At 59.0% G+C, this 18,648-nt stretch carries 16 protein-coding genes; 10 read left to right on the plus strand and 6 right to left on the minus strand.

Translation table 11 applies throughout. From position 1 onward, the window contains the following. Positions 1 to 40: 40 nt before the first annotated feature. Entirely contained in the window at positions 41 to 991 is a 951-nt protein-coding gene (locus AB8880_09875) for a DMT family transporter (protein ID XDZ65228.1), read from the minus strand. A gap of 181 nt (positions 992 to 1,172) precedes the next feature. On the opposite strand from AB8880_09875, the gene AB8880_09880 reads away from it, so the two are divergent. Both AB8880_09880 and AB8880_09885 read left to right on the plus strand, forming a co-directional pair. Further along, positions 1,173 to 2,024, plus strand: a complete 852-nt coding sequence (locus AB8880_09880; GenBank protein XDZ65229.1) for a phytanoyl-CoA dioxygenase family protein — start codon at positions 1,173 to 1,175, stop codon at positions 2,022 to 2,024. A gap of 58 nt (positions 2,025 to 2,082) precedes the next feature. Next, positions 2,083 to 3,252, plus strand: coding sequence for an aminotransferase (locus AB8880_09885; GenBank protein ID XDZ65230.1), 1,170 nt, complete (start codon positions 2,083 to 2,085; stop codon positions 3,250 to 3,252). Position 3,253: 1 nt separating this feature from the next. Here AB8880_09885 and typA read toward each other — a convergent pair whose 3' ends face one another. Beyond that, on the minus strand, positions 3,254 to 5,071 hold the full coding sequence (gene typA / locus AB8880_09890) for a translational GTPase TypA (GenBank protein ID XDZ65231.1): 1,818 nt from the start codon (positions 5,069 to 5,071) through the stop codon (positions 3,254 to 3,256). Positions 5,072 to 5,178: 107 nt separating this feature from the next. Between typA and AB8880_09895 the strand changes: the two genes are divergently transcribed. From AB8880_09895 to AB8880_09905, 3 genes are all read left to right on the plus strand, one after another. After that, on the plus strand, positions 5,179 to 6,096 hold the full coding sequence (locus AB8880_09895) for a MaoC family dehydratase N-terminal domain-containing protein (GenBank protein XDZ65232.1): 918 nt from the start codon (positions 5,179 to 5,181) through the stop codon (positions 6,094 to 6,096). Between the two features lie 198 nt (positions 6,097 to 6,294). Further along, complete coding sequence (locus AB8880_09900; protein ID XDZ65233.1) at positions 6,295 to 7,218, plus strand: SEL1-like repeat protein; 924 nt, start codon at positions 6,295 to 6,297, stop codon at positions 7,216 to 7,218. A gap of 23 nt (positions 7,219 to 7,241) precedes the next feature. Next, entirely contained in the window at positions 7,242 to 8,897 is a 1,656-nt protein-coding gene (locus tag AB8880_09905; protein ID XDZ65234.1) for a tetratricopeptide repeat protein, read from the plus strand. 19 nt (positions 8,898 to 8,916) lie between these two features. Here AB8880_09905 and betA read toward each other — a convergent pair whose 3' ends face one another. The 4 genes from betA to AB8880_09925 form a co-directional block, all read right to left on the minus strand. Further along, complete coding sequence (gene betA / locus AB8880_09910; GenBank protein ID XDZ65235.1) at positions 8,917 to 10,575, minus strand: choline dehydrogenase; 1,659 nt, start codon at positions 10,573 to 10,575, stop codon at positions 8,917 to 8,919. Between the two features lie 3 nt (positions 10,576 to 10,578). Then, positions 10,579 to 11,403 (minus strand): S-formylglutathione hydrolase, encoded by an 825-nt coding sequence (fghA, locus tag AB8880_09915; protein XDZ65236.1) that lies wholly within the window; start codon positions 11,401 to 11,403, stop codon positions 10,579 to 10,581. Between the two features lie 9 nt (positions 11,404 to 11,412). Beyond that, complete coding sequence (locus tag AB8880_09920; GenBank protein ID XDZ67057.1) at positions 11,413 to 12,522, minus strand: S-(hydroxymethyl)glutathione dehydrogenase/class III alcohol dehydrogenase; 1,110 nt, start codon at positions 12,520 to 12,522, stop codon at positions 11,413 to 11,415. An 82-nt stretch (positions 12,523 to 12,604) separates the two neighbouring features. Next, a complete protein-coding gene (locus AB8880_09925) occupies positions 12,605 to 13,486 on the minus strand; it encodes an alpha/beta fold hydrolase (GenBank protein XDZ65237.1) in 882 nt (293 codons plus the stop codon). 159 nt (positions 13,487 to 13,645) lie between these two features. On the opposite strand from AB8880_09925, the gene AB8880_09930 reads away from it, so the two are divergent. From AB8880_09930 to AB8880_09950, 5 genes are all read left to right on the plus strand, one after another. After that, positions 13,646 to 14,287: a LysE family translocator gene (locus AB8880_09930; protein ID XDZ65238.1), complete on the plus strand. Its 642-nt coding sequence runs from the start codon at positions 13,646 to 13,648 to the stop codon at positions 14,285 to 14,287. Positions 14,288 to 14,355: 68 nt separating this feature from the next. Continuing rightward, the gene (locus tag AB8880_09935) at positions 14,356 to 15,351 is read left to right on the plus strand and encodes an acryloyl-CoA reductase (GenBank protein ID XDZ65239.1); all 996 of its coding nucleotides are present in this window, start codon (positions 14,356 to 14,358) and stop codon (positions 15,349 to 15,351) included. 54 nt (positions 15,352 to 15,405) lie between these two features. After that, complete coding sequence (locus AB8880_09940) at positions 15,406 to 16,524, plus strand: glycine cleavage T C-terminal barrel domain-containing protein (GenBank protein XDZ65240.1); 1,119 nt, start codon at positions 15,406 to 15,408, stop codon at positions 16,522 to 16,524. Positions 16,525 to 16,551: 27 nt separating this feature from the next. Further along, positions 16,552 to 17,850 (plus strand): O-acetylhomoserine aminocarboxypropyltransferase, encoded by a 1,299-nt coding sequence (locus tag AB8880_09945; protein XDZ65241.1) that lies wholly within the window; start codon positions 16,552 to 16,554, stop codon positions 17,848 to 17,850. Continuing rightward, entirely contained in the window at positions 17,850 to 18,644 is a 795-nt protein-coding gene (locus tag AB8880_09950; GenBank protein ID XDZ65242.1) for an alpha/beta fold hydrolase, read from the plus strand. The genes AB8880_09945 and AB8880_09950 overlap by 1 nt, the downstream gene beginning before the upstream one ends. Positions 18,645 to 18,648 lie beyond the last annotated feature (4 nt).

Here is an 18,648-nt window from a genome sequence, read left to right on the forward strand (position 1 = left end):
GCTTCCGGCCGCCCTTCTTCCCGAATGCCCGTGACCTCGTTCAGGCCGAACTGCCGCGGTCTATCTGGGCGATGGTGATCACCACCCCTGCCGCAATGATGAGCGCAATGCCGAGAAAGCTCATCACGCCTGGCACAACACCCCAGAAGAGCCAGCTGAACACCCCGGCCGAAAGCAGATAGGCGTATTCATAGATCGTGGCATAGGACGTCCGGGTCAGCTGATAGGCACGGGTCATCATGGAAAGGGCTACCGATGCGCCGAGGGCGATGAAGGCCATCCAGACCCAGAACCGCATATCCACGTCCTGCCAGCCGCGGAAAAGAAACGCCGCTTCCTTGAGCAGCTCCTCTCGCACCGGAAAGGCGGTCATCAGGCTTGTATAAATGCATCCCGCACCGCCGATGGCGATCAGAAAACTCATCAGCAGGGCAAGCGGGCTTTCCTCGCGGCAATATCGCCAGGTAAGGATGGAGCCGATGGCGTAGCTCGCGCCGGCCAGAACAGGCAGAAGGTGATAGACGCTGAAACCTTCAGCCCCGGGTTTGAGCACCAGAATAACACCGGCACTGCCAACCGCCACCGCGAGAATGGGCCGAAACCCCACCCTTTCCCGAAAAATCAGGATCGAGAACAGCAAGACGAAGATGGGAGAGGTGAACAGTCCGGCCCCGGCTTCGGCGATCGGCATCATCGGCAGAACGCTGAAATAGAGCAGCATCGACATCACGATGAACGTGGTCCGGACCGCCACTGCCTTCAGGTTTTTCGGCACCACCGAAAGCCGGAATATCCGCCCCATCAGCAAGACGAACACGACCGCGATCAGCGACCGGCTGAAATGAAACTGCCCCACCCCGACCATGTCCGACACCCCAAGGGTTAGATTGTCGGTAAAACCGAAGACCGAAATCCCGGTCACCAGCAGCACAGCCCCTCGGCTCGCAGGCGGCATCTGGTCTAGAAAACGGGAAACAGGTCCAAAGATCATGACATGCCAACCAAGAGATAGAAACTTCCCCGACTATGCGCTTCCTTGCGGCCGCCGCCAAGCCGGAATCGCATCATCATATTCCGGCCCTTCAATACCCCCATCAGGGGGGAAGATTCTGTTTGCCCGAATGTTGAAATTTGCCTAGCGTTGCAGAATATGCCCAATGCAGGAGGCCGCCATGCCCGACAGCATCACCCCTCATGTTTCACCTGCCTTGCGTGATCGGTTCCTTGCCGACGGCTATCTGATGCCCGTCGATATTTTCACGGAAGAGGAAATCTGCTCCCATCGCCAGGAGTTGGAAGAGCTTGAACAACGTCTACACGCGATCAACGCCGGCAATAAAAGCCAGCTCAATTATCCCCATGTTCTCTTTCGATTTGCCAATACCATGGCACGGAACCCCCGGCTTCTCGATGTGGTTGAATCGATACTCGGGCCGGATATTCTCGTCTGGGGTTCCACCTTCTTCATCAAGGAGCCGGAAACCGAAAGCTATGTCAGCTGGCATCAGGACATGAAATACTGGGGGCTCAGCGATACAAACGGCCAGGTCAGCGCCTGGATCGCGCTGAACAAGGTGGATCAGGAAAACGGCTGCATGCAGTTTCTGCCCGGATCGCATCAAGGCGAGATGCTGGATCACCGCGACACTTTCAGCGAGACCAATATCCTGACCCGCGGGCAGGAAGCTGATGTTGAAATCGATCCAGATGCCATCCGGCATGTCGAGCTTGCCCCCGGGCAGGCCTCGTTTCATCATGGCAAACTTCTCCACGCATCGCCGCCCAATCGATCGAGAAGGCGGCGCATCGGCCTTGCGGTGCAGTTCATCGCCCCCCATGTCCGCCAGCAGGTGGCAAAGACCGATTTCGCCATGCTTGTCCGCGGGGAAGACAGATATGGATATTTTGAGCTGATCGACCCGCCACAAGATGATCTCAGCCCCGAGGCGATAGCACTGCATCAACGCATTCTTGCAGCGCAGAACGAAGCGATGTACGAAGGCACCACCAGGCCTCAATCCTGACCTTGACCATCCCTTTATACGGCGCTCTAATCATCGCAGATCAAGTTATGGAGTGTTGATGCTGAACCCTGCCGTAAAAGCCCTCACCGCACCTCCGGTTGCGGTTGTGCAGAACTGGATTGCGCAATATTCCGGCGCCCTCGGCCCGCTTGTAGACATGTCCCAGGCGGTGCCCGGCTACCCGCCGCATCCAGACCTGCTTGAGCGTCTCGGCCGGTATGCCGCCGATCCGGCCTCGCTTGGCTATGGCGCCATCGAAGGTGAAGATGAACTCCGTGAGGCCTATGCGAGCCATATGAGCTCGGTTTACGCCGCCCCGGTTGCCGCAGAAGAAACCCTGATCACGTCTGGGTGCAATCAGGCCTTCATCACCGCCGCGCTTACCGTGGCCGCCCCGGGGGATGAAGTGCTGATGATGCGGCCAAGCTATTTCAACCATGAAGCCACCCTCAAGATGATGGGCATCCGGACAAATTATATCGACGCCGACGCCGCACAGGGTTTCATCCCTGATCCGGCCCGGATCAGCGCTTCCATCACCCCCGCCACGAGAGCGCTGGCCCTGGTCAGCCCCAACAATCCCACTGGTGCCGTCTACCCCGCCGATGTGCTCGATGCCATCCATGAGATTTGCGCAAGCCGCGACATTTGGCTGATCCTTGATGAAACCTATCGGGATTTTCTGCCTGATGCCACCCCGCCGCATCACCTGCTTGCGCAGGACAGGCCGGATGGCAACTGGCGGGATAACGTCATTCTGCTTTACAGTTTTTCAAAGGCGTATTGTATTCCGGGCCATCGTCTCGGTGCCGTCACCGCCGGGGCGGATATCATCGCTGAAATGGCCAAGGTGATGGATAATATCCAGATCTGTGCGCCCCGGGCAGCCCAGCGTGCCGTAGCCCCGATGATAGACGCGCTCACCGGATGGCGGCAGGAGAACAGCCGCATGATCGCCACCCGCGCCCGCCTCTTCAGGGATGTGTTTGAACATCTGGACGGCTGGGAGATTGCCTCGCTTGGGGCGTATTTCGGCTATGTAAGCCACCCCGGGCAAGGGGACAGTATCAAAGTGGCCGAAGACCTTGTTTCACGCACAGGGGTCCTCACCATTCCCGGGGGATTTTTCGGCCGTGGTCAGGAAAGATATCTGCGTTTTGCCTTTGCCAATGCCGGAGAGGAGGCCATTTCAAGCCTTCCCCGGCGTCTTGAGGCGTTCAAGGGCTAGATCAGGATGCCGCTCTTGCGTATTTCTTGCGCTCATGGGCAAAAAGATGAATTTTCCTGAGCCGCAGATTCTTCGGCGTCACTTCAAGCACTTCATCTTCGTTGATATAGGCCATCATCTCTTCGAGCGACATGCGCCTGGGCGGGGTGAGCACCACGGCTTCATCGCTTCCCGAAGCGCGGACATTGGTGAGTTTCTTGCCTTTGAGAACATTGACCTCAAGATCATTGTCGCGGCTGTGTTCGCCCACGATCATGCCCATATAGACCGGTTCCTGCGGGTGAATGAACATCATGCCGCGATCCTGCAGGTTGAAAAGGGCATAGGCGACAGCCTCGCCCTGGTCATTGGCAATGAGCGCTCCGTTGCGGCGGCCGGGAATATCGCCCCGCCATGGCGCGTAGTCGTGAAATAATCTGTTAAGAACTCCGGTTCCGCGGGTTTCGGTAAGAAACCGGGACTGATAGCCGATCAACCCCCGGGATGGTGCATGGAAGACAAGACGTGTCTTGCCTGCCCCGGCACTGCGCATATCCACCATTTCACCCTTGCGGCGGTTGAGGCTGTCGATCACCGATGACGCATAGCCTTCATCAACATCGATGATGACTTCTTCGACGGGCTCCATCTTCATGCCGCCGTCTTCGCGCAGCAGCACCCGGGGGCGTGATACCGTCATCTCGAACCCTTCCCGCCGCATGGTTTCGATCAGCACGCCGAGCTGAAGCTCGCCCCGCCCGCCGATCTCGAACGCATCCTTGCCCGCACTTTCGCGAAAGGTGATGGCAACATTGGTCTCGGCCTCGGCGAGAAGACGTTCCCGGATCATGGTTGAGGTCACCTTGGTGCCTTCGCGTCCGGCATAGGGGCTGTCATTGACCGTGATCGTCACCGCCATGGTCGGCGGGTCGATCGGCGTTGAAGGAACCGGCGCATCCAGCCCCGGCGCGCCCAGCGTATCCGATACGGATGCCTTGGCCAGCCCGGCGACACAGATGATATCCCCGGCGGCGGCTTCCTTCACCGGCACCCGTTCCGTGCCTTCAAATCGAAGCAGTTTCGTGAGCCTGCCCTGTTCCACCACCTTGCCGTCAAGACCGATCGCTTTTACCATGTCATTGACCGAAGCCTTGCCCTGGACAATCCGTCCTGTCAGGCAGCGGCCGAGGAAAGGGTCACGGTCCAGAAGCGTTGCCAGCATGGCAAAAGGCTTGTCTTCCGGCAGGCCCGGCGGCGGGACATGGGCGATGATCAGATCCAGAAGCGGATGCAGATTCTCCCGCGGCTTGCTCAGCTCATCGACGCACCAGCCATCACGGCCGGACGCATAGAGAATGGGGAAATCCAGCTGCTCATCGCTGGCATCGAGCGCAACGAAGAGATCAAAGACTTCATTCACCACCTCATCGGGGCGGGCGTCGCTGCGATCGATCTTGTTGATGATGACGATGGGGCGGAGCCCCTGGGCCAGCGCCTTGCCAAGGACAAATTTGGTCTGGGGCATCGGCCCTTCGGCGGCATCGGTCAGCAGGATCACGCCATCGGCCATGTGAAGCACGCGTTCAACCTCGCCCCCGAAATCGGCATGGCCGGGGGTGTCGATGATATTGATTCGCATCTCACCCCAGCGAATTGAGGTCGGCTTGGCCAGAATGGTGATCCCGCGTTCCTTTTCAAGGTCGCCCGTATCCATGAGCCGTTCGGCCACGGTTTGGCCTTCGCGGAACATGCCTGCCTGTTTCATGATGCTGTCGATGAGCGTTGTCTTGCCATGATCAACATGGGCGATGATGGCAATATTGCGCAAGTTCGGGTTCATGCTCTATCCTCGGTGGGCTGGTGCTGGCCGGATACCTACCGCGACTGCCGCCAAAAGGCCAGCGGAAAAGATATCGTGGCGCACCGCCACCAGGAAGGAGAGTTCATATGTTTGATGAAGCCATCGGCCGCAAAGAGACATCCGAAGACAGAATTGACCGGGCGCGCATGGCCCAGGCCGCGGCGATGCTCGGTCTCGGGGAGGAAGGGATCAACGCCCTTGCCCGTGATGGCGCGCCGTTGCCGCCGCTCTTTCATCTCTTTTTCACCAACAACCCCACCGACGCCACGCGGCTTTCCCCCGACGGGCATGAGATTCTCGGCCGTTTCATCCCTGATGTGACGACGGCCGGCCCGTTTCATCGCCGGATGTGGGCCGCGGGCGACATGCGCTTTGAAGGGTCCATCACCGTGGGGGAGACGATCCGCCGCGTTTCCACCATCACCGCCATTGCCAGGAAGGAGGGCAGCACCGGCCCGCTTGTTTTCGTGACCGTGGACCGGGAGATGGAAGGCAGAGCCGGAAAGGTGATGGAAACCCGCACCATCGTCTATCGTGAGAAGGGCCAGGGTGACGCCCCGGACAGCCTGCCCCTCAAGGGGGATGAGACGCTCACCGAAAAGGCGGCCTGGCGTCCCGATCACGGCCAGCTTTTCCGGTTTTCCGCCCTCACCTGGAACACCCACCGGATTCATTACGACGCGGACCATTGCCGCCACACCGAAGGCTACCCCGATATCATCACCCACGGGCCGTTCACGGCGATGCATCTGGCCCTGCTGGCGGCAGGCGGTCTCGGCCCGGCGGCGGGCGATGCGCTGATCAGCGGTGGCGCGGACCGGATGGCAACCGGGGATGCGTCGGCACGGCGGCTCAGCCGGTTTCGTTTCCGCGGCACCCAGGCGCTTTATGTTGCGCGCCGGGTCGGGCTCTGCGCGAGCGATGATTTCACCCGTCTTGAAGCCCGCAACCATCAGGGCCAGCAGGCCATGACCGCCACAGCCGAATTTACCCCCGCCGGATGATCCGCCCCTCATCTTAAAAGGGCCGCGGCATTAAGGTTTTGTTAACCTTACCCTGATAGACTATCCCTTTGCCCGCGCGGGCGGCAGGGAGGAATCCATCTGTCTTCTTCCAGAAGATACGTGTCTTTATTTGCCTGAATGTGTATCGGCGCCCATCCGTTCTGCTCCGGGAAACCCGTTCTCTGGAGGAGGATACCCATGGGAATATGCAAGAAAACCTTTATCGCCGCAATGATGGCGCTGCTGCTGGCCCTGCCGGCAATGGCGCAGGACCTTGAGAAGGGACTGGCCGCCCTTGATCGGGGCGATTACGCCACCGCCCTTTCAGTGTTTCGCCCCCTGGCCGAACAGGGCGATGCCGAGGCACAGCACAATCTGGGGGTGATGTATGACAAGGGGTGGGGCGTTCCCCAGGATGATGCCGAAGCCGCCAGATGGTATCGCCGCGCTGCCGATCAGGGGCTTGCCGAGGCACAGTTCAATCTGGGACTTATGTATCGCAAGGGTGAGGGCGTACCCCGGGATTACGCCGAAGCCGCCAGATGGTATCGCCTTGCCGCCGATCAGGGATTTGCCAAGGCACAGTATAATCTGGGGTGGATGTATGACAAGGGTGAGGGCGTGCTCCAGGATCATGCCGAAGCCGCGAAATGGTATCGCCGCGCTGCCGATCAGGGAGATGCCAGCGCACAGCACAATCTGGGGGTGATGTATCTCAATGGTGATGGCGTACCTCAGGATGATGCCGAAGCCGCCCAATGGTTCCGCCTTGCCGCCGATCAGGGGCTTGCCGAGGCACAGTTCAATCTGGGGGTGATGTATTTTTTTGGGCAGGGCGTACCCAAAAATTACGCCGAAGCCGCCCGATGGTATCGCCGCGCCGCCGATCAGGGATTTGCCGAGGCACAGGTCAATCTGGGGGTGATGTATGCTCTTGGGCAGGGTGTGCCCCGGGATTATGTGGCAGCCTATGTCTGGTTCAATATCGCCGCCACCCATGGGGATGCCACAGCACTAAAGGCCAGGGATATTACTGCCGCAGAACTTTCCCCCGATGCCCTTCTTGAAGCGCAGCGGCTCTCCCGGCAATGCCTTTCCAGCAACTACCAGAACTGCCCCTGACGGCAGAATAAGGAGGATTTCACATGGCCGAAGATGACTGGGAACGTGCCCAGGCCCTTGTTGTTTCCGCCAATGCCAAAATAGAATCCGAGGATTATGAAGGCGCCATCGCTGATCTTGATGAAGCCATCCGGCTTGATCCGGAAAGTGTCATTGCCTGGAGCAATCGAGGCTTTGCAAAAAATAAACTTGGGCGCCTTGAGGAGACAATTGCTGACCTGGATGAGTCTATTCGGCTTGATCCCCAAAATACCTATACCTGGAGCAATCGAGGCTTTGCTAAAAGTGAACTTGGGCGTTTTGATGAGGCAATCGTCGATCTTGATGAAGCCATCCGGCTTGATCCGGAAAATATCGCCGCCTGGACCAATCGAGGCTTTGCAAAAAGTGAACTTGAGCGTTTTGATGAGGCAATCACTGATCTTGACGAATCCATCCGGCTTGATCCGGAAAATACCGCCGCATGGACCAATCGAGGCTTTGCTAAAAGTGAACTTGGGCGTCTTGAGGAGGCAATCGTCGATCTTGATGAAGCCATCCAAATTGATCCGGAAAATGCCATTGCATGGAATGATCGGGGCACTTATAAACACCGCCTTGGGCGTTACGAAGAAGCGATACCTAACCATGATGAGGCTATTCGGCTTGATCGGAAAAATGCCGCCGCCTGGACCAATCGAGGCTCTGCTAAAAGTGAACTTGGACGCTACGAAGAAGCAATACTTGACCATGATGAGGCTATTCGGCTTGATCCGGAAAATGCCTCCGCCTGGAACAATCGAAGCTCTGCAAAAAATAAGCTTGGGCGCTTTGATGAGGCCCTTTTCGACCTTGACGAATCCATCCGGCTTGATCCCGAGAATGCCGCCACTTGGACCAATCGAGGCTTTGTAAAAAATAACCTTGAGCGTTTTGATGAGGCAATTGCTGACCTGAATGAGGCTATTCGGCTTAATCCGGAATTTGCCAACGCCTGGACCAATCGAGGCTTTGCAAAAACTAACCTTGGGCGTTTTGATGAGGCTATAGCTGATTTTCAGGAAGCAATCCGTCTTGACCCACGCAATGAAGACTATGTCAAAAATCTTTCTTTCGCCTTGGCCCGGCAGCAAAGCCAGAAAACCGCCGAAGGATTAAAACGCACCACTAAAAATCACGAAAAACATCTTGAGACATCAGAAAACCACAGGAAAAAGGCAGAAAAGATAAATCAATCCATTATCGTTTCCTTCTTCTGCATGTTTATACTGATCTTTTTTCTGCTATGGGATTTCTGTTTTATTGGTTTCTCCGCCGAATGCCCGGGCACGCCAGCAAATACCAGCCTGAAGGGATGGGATTTCATCGCCAACCGTTTGCCGTATCTAACCACCATTCTGCTTATCACCTTTCCGGTGATCTGGGGTATTCGCCTGCTCATCGAAGCCCGCGACAACGCCCTGATCCTGAAGGAATTCTATCACCGGCTCAGCATCGTTGAATTCTCCTTCCGGTGGGATTTCCACGGTAACGCATTGAATAATGAAGAAAAACGGCTCATCGAAGAATTCATGAAGTCATGGACGGCCTATGGCCCCCCGGAATTGCTGATGGAGTTGCGCAAGGGCAAAAAGGCAGATGACCCATCCCGGACGATGAAAGGATTTTTCCGGCAACCCGAAACCAGAAAGAGAAAATAGCCCCCGCGGCGGACTGCCCCTAGCGCTGTTTCGTCTGCCAGTCGGGATGCTCGAAGGCCGTGAGGTTCGCCCGGGGGAGCGGCGCCCGCCCGAGGATGTGATCAGCCGCCTTCTCCCCGGTCATGATCGACGGCGCGTTGAGATTGCCATTGGTGATACGCGGGAAGATGGAACTGTCCGCCACCCTCAGCCCTTCAACCCCGATCACCCGGCATTCCGGGTCCACCACCGCCATCGCGTCATCGGCCTGCCCCATCCGCATCGTGCCGCAGGGGTGATAGGCGCTTTCGGCATGGTCACGGATAAAGGCGTCGATGGCCTCATCCGAGGTGGCCTCGTCACCTGGCTGAATTTCCCTGCCCCGGAACGGATCCATCGCCTTCTGGTGCAGGATCTCACGGCTGAGCCGGATACAGCGGCGGAATTCCACCCAGTCATCGGGGTGGCTCATGTAGTTGAACCTGATCTCCGGCGCGTCTTCCGCCCTTGCCGAACGGATCCGCACATGGCCGCGGGATTTTGACCGCATCGGCCCGACATGGAGCTGAAAGCCATGGCCCTCGGCCGGTGCCGTGCCATCGTAGCGGATGGCCACCGGCAGGAAATGATACTGGATATCCGGATAAGCTATCCCCGCCGCCGAGCGGATGAAGCCGAGCGTCTCAAAATGGTTGGTTGCGCCCGGGCCGGATTTCGTCAAAAGCCATTCAAGCCCGATCCTCGCCTTGGAGAAAAGATTGAGATATTTATAGAGCGTGATCGGCTGCAGGCAGGCAACCTGAAAATAAACCTCAAGGTGATCCTGCAGATTGGCGCCAACCCCTTCCCGCGCCACCACCGGCGTAATCCCGTGGGAACGGAGCAGCTCACCGGGGCCGATCCCCGAGCGCTGCAGAATCTGCGGGGAGTTGATGGCGCCTGCGGCGCATATGACCTCACGTTCCGCGCGCATTTCATGGATCTGGCCGCGATGATGAAAGCGGACCCCGACCGCCCGGAGACCGTCAAAAAGGATACGCTCCACCCGCGCCCTTGTGATCAGCCGCAGATTGCCGCGCCGCATCGCAGGTTTGAGATAGGCATTGGCCGCCGACCAGCGCCGCCCCTTCCAGACCGTCATATCCGCTGCCCCAAACCCTTCCTGGCGGAACCCGTTGTAATCCGTGGTGGCGGTGTAGCCTGCCTCTTCGGCGGCCCGGACAAAGGCATCATGGAGCGGGTTGTCCCGCTTGCCCCGGGTGATATGCAGCGGGCCTTTGCGGCCGCGGAACCCGTCATCGCCTTCATGGGCATGTTCCATGCGCTGAAAATACGGCAGCACATCGGCATAGTTCCAGCCTTTGGCGCCGCTTTCTTCCCAATGGGCGTAGTCACCGGGGTTGCCGCGCACATAAATCATCCCGTTGATCGAGGAAGACCCGCCAATGACCTTGCCGCGCGGGCAGACAAGCCGCCGCCCGCCAAGGCTTTCCTCCGGCTCGGCGAGGTATTCCCAGTCATAGGTTTTCATGTTCATCGGGTAGGACAGCGCCGCCGGCATCTGGATGAACGGTCCGGCATCGCTGCCGCCGAATTCCAGCACCAGCACGCGGTTGCGGCCATCCTCGCCCAGCCGGTACGCCAGCGCCGAACCAGCCGAACCTGATCCGATGACGATATAATCGAAGCTTTCCATCATCCCTTACCGCAGATGCGCCATATGCCAGTCGATATGATCCTTGATGAAGCTTGAAACAAACCAGTAGGAATGGTCATATCCCGGCTGCATCCTGAGGCTGAGGTCAACCCCTGCCCTTTCCGCCGCCTCGACAAGAAGCCCAGGGCGAAGATGCTCTTCAAGGAACGGATCATCCGCCCCCTGATCAACCAGCATCGGCCCCGACCAGCCATGGCTTTCGATCAGCGCCGCGGCATCGTAGAGCGCGTGGCTTTCAGGATCATCCCCGCGATAGGCCTTGAGCGCGACCTGCCCCCAGGGCACCTGCATCAGGGAGGCAATCGGCGCGAAGGCCGAAACCGAGCGGTACTGCCCCGGGTTTTTCATCGCCAGGGTCAAGGCGCCATGCCCGCCCATGGAATGCCCGGTGATCCCCGTCCGGTTGACATCGACCGGGGCCAGATCCGCGACCAGCCCAGGCAGCTCGTTGGTGACATATTGATCCATGGCGTAATGCGGTGCCCATGGCGCCGAGGTTGCCGTCATGTAGAAGCCGGCCCCCTGCCCGAGGGAGAACGCCTCGTCATCGGCCACATCCTTCCCCCTTGGCGACGTGTCGGGGAAAACCAGCACCATCCCGGCCCGGGCGGCATAGGCCTGTGCCCCGGCCTTGGTGGCGGCGTTCTCCCAGGTGCAGGTCAGCCCGGAAAGATAGTTAAGACAAGGGAACGGCCCTTCACCCGCAGGGATAAAGAGCGCAAATTCCATATCGCATCCGGTCGCCGAACTGGCATGGCGGACAACTACATGCCGGCCGCCATGCAGCGCCGTATCAACAAGGATTTCCATCACCTCTCCCTAGAAAATGACCACGGAACGGATGCTCTCGCCTTCGTGCATCAGGTCAAACGCCGTGTTGATCTCTTCAAGCGGCATGGTATGGGTGATCATCGGATCGATCTCGATCTTGCCGTCCATGTACCAGTCGACGATCTTCGGCACATCCGTACGGCCCCTGGCACCGCCAAAGGCAGTCCCGCGCCAGACCCGTCCGGTGACCAGCTGGAACGGCCGTGTGCTGATCTCCTGCCCGGCCCCGGCGACGCCGATGATGATCGACTCGCCCCAGCCCTTGTGGCAGCATTCGAGGGCGGCGCGCATGACATTGGTATTGCCGATACATTCAAAGGAATAATCCGCCCCGCCGCCGGTTAGCTCCACCAGATGCGCCACCAGATCGCCGTCGATTTCAGCCGGGTTGACGAAATGCGTCATGCCGAACCGTTCGCCCCAGCCCTTCTTTTCCGGGTTGAGGTCAACCCCGACAATCATGTTTGCCCCGGCAAGACGAAGCCCCTGAATAACATTGAGCCCGATGCCGCCAAGCCCGAAGACAACAGCGTTGCATCCGGGTTCGGCCTTGGCGGTATTGATCACCGCCCCGATGCCCGTGGTGACCCCGCAGCCGATATAGCAAACCTTGTCAAAGGGCGCGTCCGGATTGATCTTGGCCAGCGCGATTTCAGGCAGAACCGTGTGATTGGCGAAGGTCGAGGTGCCCATATAATGGTAGATCGGCTTGCCATCGAGCGAAAAGCGTGACGTGCCGTCAGGCATCAGCCCCTGGCCCTGGGTGGTGCGGATAGCCTGACAGAGATTTGTTTTCGGGTTGAGGCAATACTCACATTCCCGGCATTCAGGCGTGTAGAGCGGTATCACATGGTCACCTTTCCTGAGCGACGTGACCCCCGGGCCGACATCGACCACGACCCCGGCGCCCTCATGCCCCAGGATCGCCGGGAAAATCCCTTCCGGGTCAGCACCGGAAAGAGTGAATTCATCCGTATGGCAAATGCCGGTTGCCTTGATTTCCACCAGCACTTCTCCGGCTTTCGGACCTTCGAGATCAACCTCTACAATTTCAAGCGGCTTTCCTGCTTCGAAAGCGACCGCGGCACGCGTTTTCATCATTATCCTCCCGACTATTCAGATATTTTCCCCAAGACTGGCATGACCGATCTCGCCTTGCCAGATGTTTTTTGATCTTTTTTCAAGGTTGCGGCTGGTTGCCGAAAAATTCAAGCAGTTCGGCCACCGTCCCGTCCGGATCTTCTTCGGGGATGAAATGGCCTGTGGGCATCGCCCGGCCCGAAACTTCTGCCGAGGTGTAGCGCTGCCAGACAGCGACCGGATCCCACTTGCGGCCGACGACGCCACGCTCCCCCCACAGCACATGAAGCGGGATATCCACCGGCCTTTCTCTATCCTCGCGGTCATGAACCAGATCAATCGTGCTGGCAGCGCGGTAGTCTTCGCAGGTTGCGTGGACTTTTTCCGGCGGCGCAAACGCCGCAAGATAGGCCTCCTCCGCCGCACCGAAAGCAAAACCGCCGGACCATTTCTGCAGGCAGGCATCCATCCATGCCCTTGGATCGGCCAGGATCATGCGTTCAGGCAGGTCATAGGGCTGGATCAGAAAGAACCAGTGAAAATACGCCGTGGCGAAATCCTGATCGGTGTCTTCATACATATCGAGCGTCGGGCAGATATCAAGCACCGAGAATGCCGGCACCCGGCCGCGATGATCACGGACCAGCCGATGCGCCACCCGGCCGCCACGGTCATGCCCTGCGAGCAGAAATCTTGGAAAGCCGAGCGCCTCCATCATCTCCACCATGTCGATGGCCATCTGGCGTTTTGAATAGGGGTAATGCGTGGCATCGCTCGGCGGCACCATGCTGTCGCCGCAACCGCGGATATCGGCGGCAATGACGGTATATTGCTCCGCCAGCGCCGGCGCGGTCCGGTGCCACATCACATGGGTCTGGGGATGGCCATGGATCAACAGCAACGGCGGGCCATCACCCTTGATCCGGCAGAACATCTCACCATCACTCACCTCTATGCGTTCCGATCTGAACCCGTCAAACATTGATCCTCTCCCCCTGGCCTCATCCGATTCTCATGCCCTCCAAGGCTGACGGGAACGGGAATGCGTGTCAACAAGAGAGGTCACCATATCGCATATGATGCTTGATATGGACGGCGAAGCGGGTTTGCGCCATGCTGGCTTGTCCGAGCGGAGGTGGAGATGAATGTTGCCGATTGGGGATTGCTTGCCCTGACCTGTCTTGCCGGCGCCGCCAGCCCTGGCCCTAGCCTCGCCCTGCTGATCCGCAGCGTGTTGCGTGATGGCAGGATTGCCGGCATGGTGTTCGGCCTCGCCCATGGCGCCGGGATTCTGCTCTATGCCGGGAGTGTGGCCGCCGGTCTCGGCGCGGCCCTGCTCATCGCGCCCATGCTCTTCACCGTGCTGCAGGCCGCCGGAGCCATCTTTCTTCTCTGGATCGCGGGCCAGATGATACGCGCAGGCCTTGCCGCAACCGCCGGGATGGAAAGCCAAGACGGCGGCGCCCGAAAATCTCTGCCGCTGAAGACCCATGGCATCGACGGGTTCATGATCGTTTTTCTCAACCCCAAGATTGCGGCTTTCTTTCTGGCGATATTCAGCCAGTTCCTCGATCAGGGTCAGAGCATGGCGACCCGGGCGGGCATGACGGCCCTTGCCTGGCTGATCGATACGGGCTGGTATCTGCTCATCGCCGTGATCATTGCCTTTCCGCCCCTGCTGGCACGCCTTGAGCGCCACCAGCAGAAAATCGAGCTCGGCATCGGCTCTATGTTGATGCTGATCGGCCTCATCCTCGGCGCAAGAATGTTCATGCCGCATTAATTTGGGCTTTAACTCCCGCATGGTGCATGTGTAGTATGGGCATCGCAACGACATGTCAGGAGAAGAAGATGACCTTTCGCGCGCTTGTGGTTACCCGGGATGAGGATGGCAAGGTAGATGGATCCGTTCAGATGATCACGGAGGCAGACCTGCCCGCCGAAGGCGAGGTGCTGATCGCCGTTGAATATTCCAATCTGAATTTCAAGGACGGGCTCTGCATGACCGGCGGCGGCCGCCTGGTCCGTGATTACCCGCATGTGCCCGGGGTTGATGTTGCCGGCACCGTGCTTTCCTCCGGCGATGAACGCTACAGGGAAGGCGACAGCGTGCTTGTCACCGGCTGGCGCTTCGGGGAGATCTGGTGGGGCGGCTACGCCGAACGTGCCCGCGTCAAGGCAGACTGGTGCGTGCCCCTGCCCGATGGCCTGACAACACGTGAAGCCATGTCCATCGGCACGGCCGGATTTTCCGCCGTCCTTGCGCTCATGGCGATCGAAGACCACGGGCTTTCCCCTGAAAAGGGTGAGGTGCTGGTCACCGGCGCTGCCGGCGGTGTCGGCTCGCTTGCCGTCGCCATGCTGGCGGCACGCGGCTACAGCGTTGCGGCGGTCACCGGCCGCCCCGAAACCGCCGACTACCTGACCGGTCTTGGCGCCAGCCGGATCGTGCCCCGTGAAGATCTTTCCGAGCCGACAACGAAACCGATGGAAAGCGCCACCTGGGCCGGATGCATCGACAATGTTGGCGGCGTCACTCTTTCGCGGGTGCTGGGCCAGATGGCCTATGGCGCGTCGGTTGCGGCCATCGGCAATGCCAGCGGGATTGAGATCAACACCAATGTCCTGCCTTTCATTCTTCGTGGCGTAAACCTCCTGGGGATTGACAGCGTTGCCCAGCCCTATGATAACCGCGTCAAGGGCTGGAAGAACGCCGCCTCCTGGATACCCAAAGACAAGCTTTCCGCGATGGTGACCGAAGCCAGACTTGAAGACATGATGGACCTTGGCCGGTCAATTCTAAACGGCAAGGTGCGGGGACGGGTGCTGGTGAACCCTTCAGCTTGAACCGGTTTTGTTGCGCCGGATAATTCAACCTTCTTCTGGACAGGATAATAACAGATGAGTTTTGGCATTGCTCTTGGGCCGCGAATTCGCAAATCCCCTTTCTTCAACAGCACCGTCAAGGCGGGGGTGACGCATTTCACCACCTACAACCACATGTATATGCCGGTAACCTATGGTGATCTTGCGGCGGAATACGACCGGCTGATCCATGGCGTCTCGATGTGGGATGTTGCCGCCGAACGTCAGGTCTCGCTCAAGGGGCCTGATGCCGTCACCCTTGCAAGACTGCTGACGCCGCGCAATCTCGATACATTGAAATGGGGGATGGGGAAATATGTGCCGATATGCAATTCCATCGGCACGCTGATCAATGATCCGGTCCTGCTCAAGATCGACGAGGACGAAGTCTGGCTTTCGATCGCCGATACCGATATGAAATACTGGGCCGAAGGCGTGGCCATCGGCCTCGGTCTCGATGTCCGGGTGACCGAACCCGATGCGTCGCCCCTGGCCATTCAGGGACCGAAAGCCGAAGATCTGGTTGCAAGTATGCTTGGGGACTGGGTCCGTGAGATCAGGTATTTCGGCTTCAGGGACACCGTGCTTGACGGCATCCCTTTGCTTGTCGCCCGCTCCGGCTGGAGCAAGCAGGGCGGGTTTGAATTCTATCTTCTTGATGGCAGCAAGGGAGATGCGCTCTGGGCGAAGGTGGCCGAAGCCGGCCAGCCTTTCGGCATCGGGCCCGGCGCGCCGAACTATATCGAACGCGTCGAAAGCGGGCTGATTTCGGTTGGCGCCGATACCGATGATCATTCCAACCCGTTTGAGATGGGGCTCGGCAAATTCATCGACCTTGAACAGGAGGTCGATTTCATCGGCAAAGAGGCGCTGCGCAAGATCACGGCCGAAGGGCCGAAACGACGCTTCTGCGGCGTCATCATGGACGGGGCACCGCTCACATCCACCAACAGCCATCCCTGGCGCATTACCCGTGATGGCGTTGATGTCGGCTTTGCGTCGGCCGCCGCCTATTCGCCGCGGCTGGAATGGAATATTGCAACCGCGCTCATTACCGTTGAGGCCGCCGAAGCCGAAGGCGGGCTTGTGGTCATGGGCGATGATGGCGCACGCAACGCCCGGCCCACCAGTTTACCCTTTCGCAAAGAGACCTGAGACAGGCAGAAGGATCAACCGAACCTCATGACAGACTATAAATTCGACACCCTAAGCCTCCATGCCGGGCAGTCTCCGGATGACCGTCATGGTTCAAGGGCCGTGCCCATCCACCAGACGACATCCTATCTTTTTGAGAGTACCGAACAGGCCTCGGCCCTCTTCAATATGGAAGTTGGCGGCCATATCTACTCACGCCTGACCAACCCCACCGTGGCGGTGCTGGAACAACGCCTGGCGGCGCTGGATGGCGGCGTGGCGGCGGTGGCGGTCTCATCGGGCATGGCGGCGCTCTTCCTCACCGTGCTGGCGTTGACATCGCAAGGTGATCACATTGTTGCCTCATCGCAGATGTATGGCGCGAATATCAACCTCTTTCAGCATACGCTCGGCCGGTACGGGATCACGGCAAGTTTTGTTGCGCCGAACGACCCCGCCGCCATCCGGGATGCGATAAAACCCAATACCAAGATGGTCTTTGGCGAGGTCATCGGCAATCCGGGGATGGACGTGATGGACATTCCGGCAGTGGCGGAAATCACCGGCAAGGCCGGCATCCCGCTGGTGATCGACGGCACGTTCAACACCCCGTGGCTGATCAAGCCGATCGAGCATGGCGCCAATATCGTCATCCATTCCCTGACGAAATGGATGGGCGGGCATGGCATCGCCCTCGGCGGCGGTATCATCGATGGCGGCAATTTCGACTGGGGCCAGAACGACAAATTCCCGACCCTGACCAAACCTCATTTCGCTTTCCAGAATGTCAATCTCTGGGAAGAGTTCGGGCCGCTTGCCTTTTCCACCCGGGTGCGGACCGAAGGGATGTACAATATCGGCCCCTGTCTTGCGCCGATGAATGCCTTTCATCTTCTTCAGGGTATAGAAACCCTGCCGCTCCGGATGCAGCGCCATATGGAAAACACGTCCCGACTGCTTGATTTTCTCACCTCGCATGAGCAGGTGTCCTGGGTCAAGCATCCGCTTCTTGCCGATCACCCGGATCACGAAGTGGCCGCGCGCCTGATGCCGAAAGGGGCAGGATCGATCATCGCCATCGGCGTCAAGGGCGGGCGTGACGGCGGCAGGGCTTTCATCGAGAATGTCGAACTGGCATCACATCTGGCCAATGTCGGCGATGCCAAGACGCTGGTGATCCATCCGGGCAGCACCACCCATTCGCATCTGGATGAAAACGCCATGCGTGCCGCGGGCCTGACCGATGATCTGGTCCGGATTTCCGTCGGCCTTGAAGATATCGACGATATCATCGCCGACATGAATAAGGGCCTCAAGGCCGCAAGCCGGGTCAAGGGAACAAGCTGATGCGTGTTGAAGTAGATGGCGCCGATATTTTCGTTTCCACCGGCGGGCGTCCCTTTGACCCTGCCGGCCGCGTGCTGCTTTTCATCCATGGCAGTGGCCAGAGTCATCTCTCCTGGTTGCTTCAGGCCCGGTTTTTTGCCAATCGCGGCTGGTCCGTGCTGGCACCGGACCTGCCCGGGCACAACCTTTCCGGCGGCGAAGCGCTTGCGAGCATTGAGGAAATGGCTGACTGGTGCACGGCTCTTCTCGATGCCGTCGGCGTCGGGAAAGCCATCATCATCGGTCATTCCCAGGGCGGGCTGATTGCCCTTGAAGTGGCGCGGCGGCATCCCGGCCGCACCCTCAAACTGGCCCTTATCGGCAGCGCCCACGCCATTCCGGTTGCCGAGCCCCTCCTCGACATGGCCCGCGATGCCGAACACAAGGCGTTCCGCTTCATGGTCTCCTGGAGTCACGCAACCGAAGGCCACCGGCATGATCACACCGTCCCGGGGCAGAGCCATCTTCTTTTCGGCAATCAGGTCATGGGCCAGAACAGGCCCGGGGTTTTGCTCACGGATCTTCTGGCCTGCAATACCTACACCGCGGGCAAGGAAGCGGCGGCGGCGATCAACTGCCCGGTTCTCTTGATACTCGCCGAACGTGACCGGATGGTGCCGAAGAAATTCGGCCTTGAACTTGGCGAGGCCCTGCCCGAGTGCCGGGTTACGGTCATCCCCGATGCCGGTCATTTTCTGCAGAGCGAAAAATCGGTTGAAACCAATGCCGCCTTGCGTCCATTTTTTCTCGACTAGACAG

It is taken from the genome of Alphaproteobacteria bacterium LSUCC0684, from assembly GCA_041228335.1.
GTDB lineage: Bacteria > Pseudomonadota > Alphaproteobacteria > Puniceispirillales > UBA1172.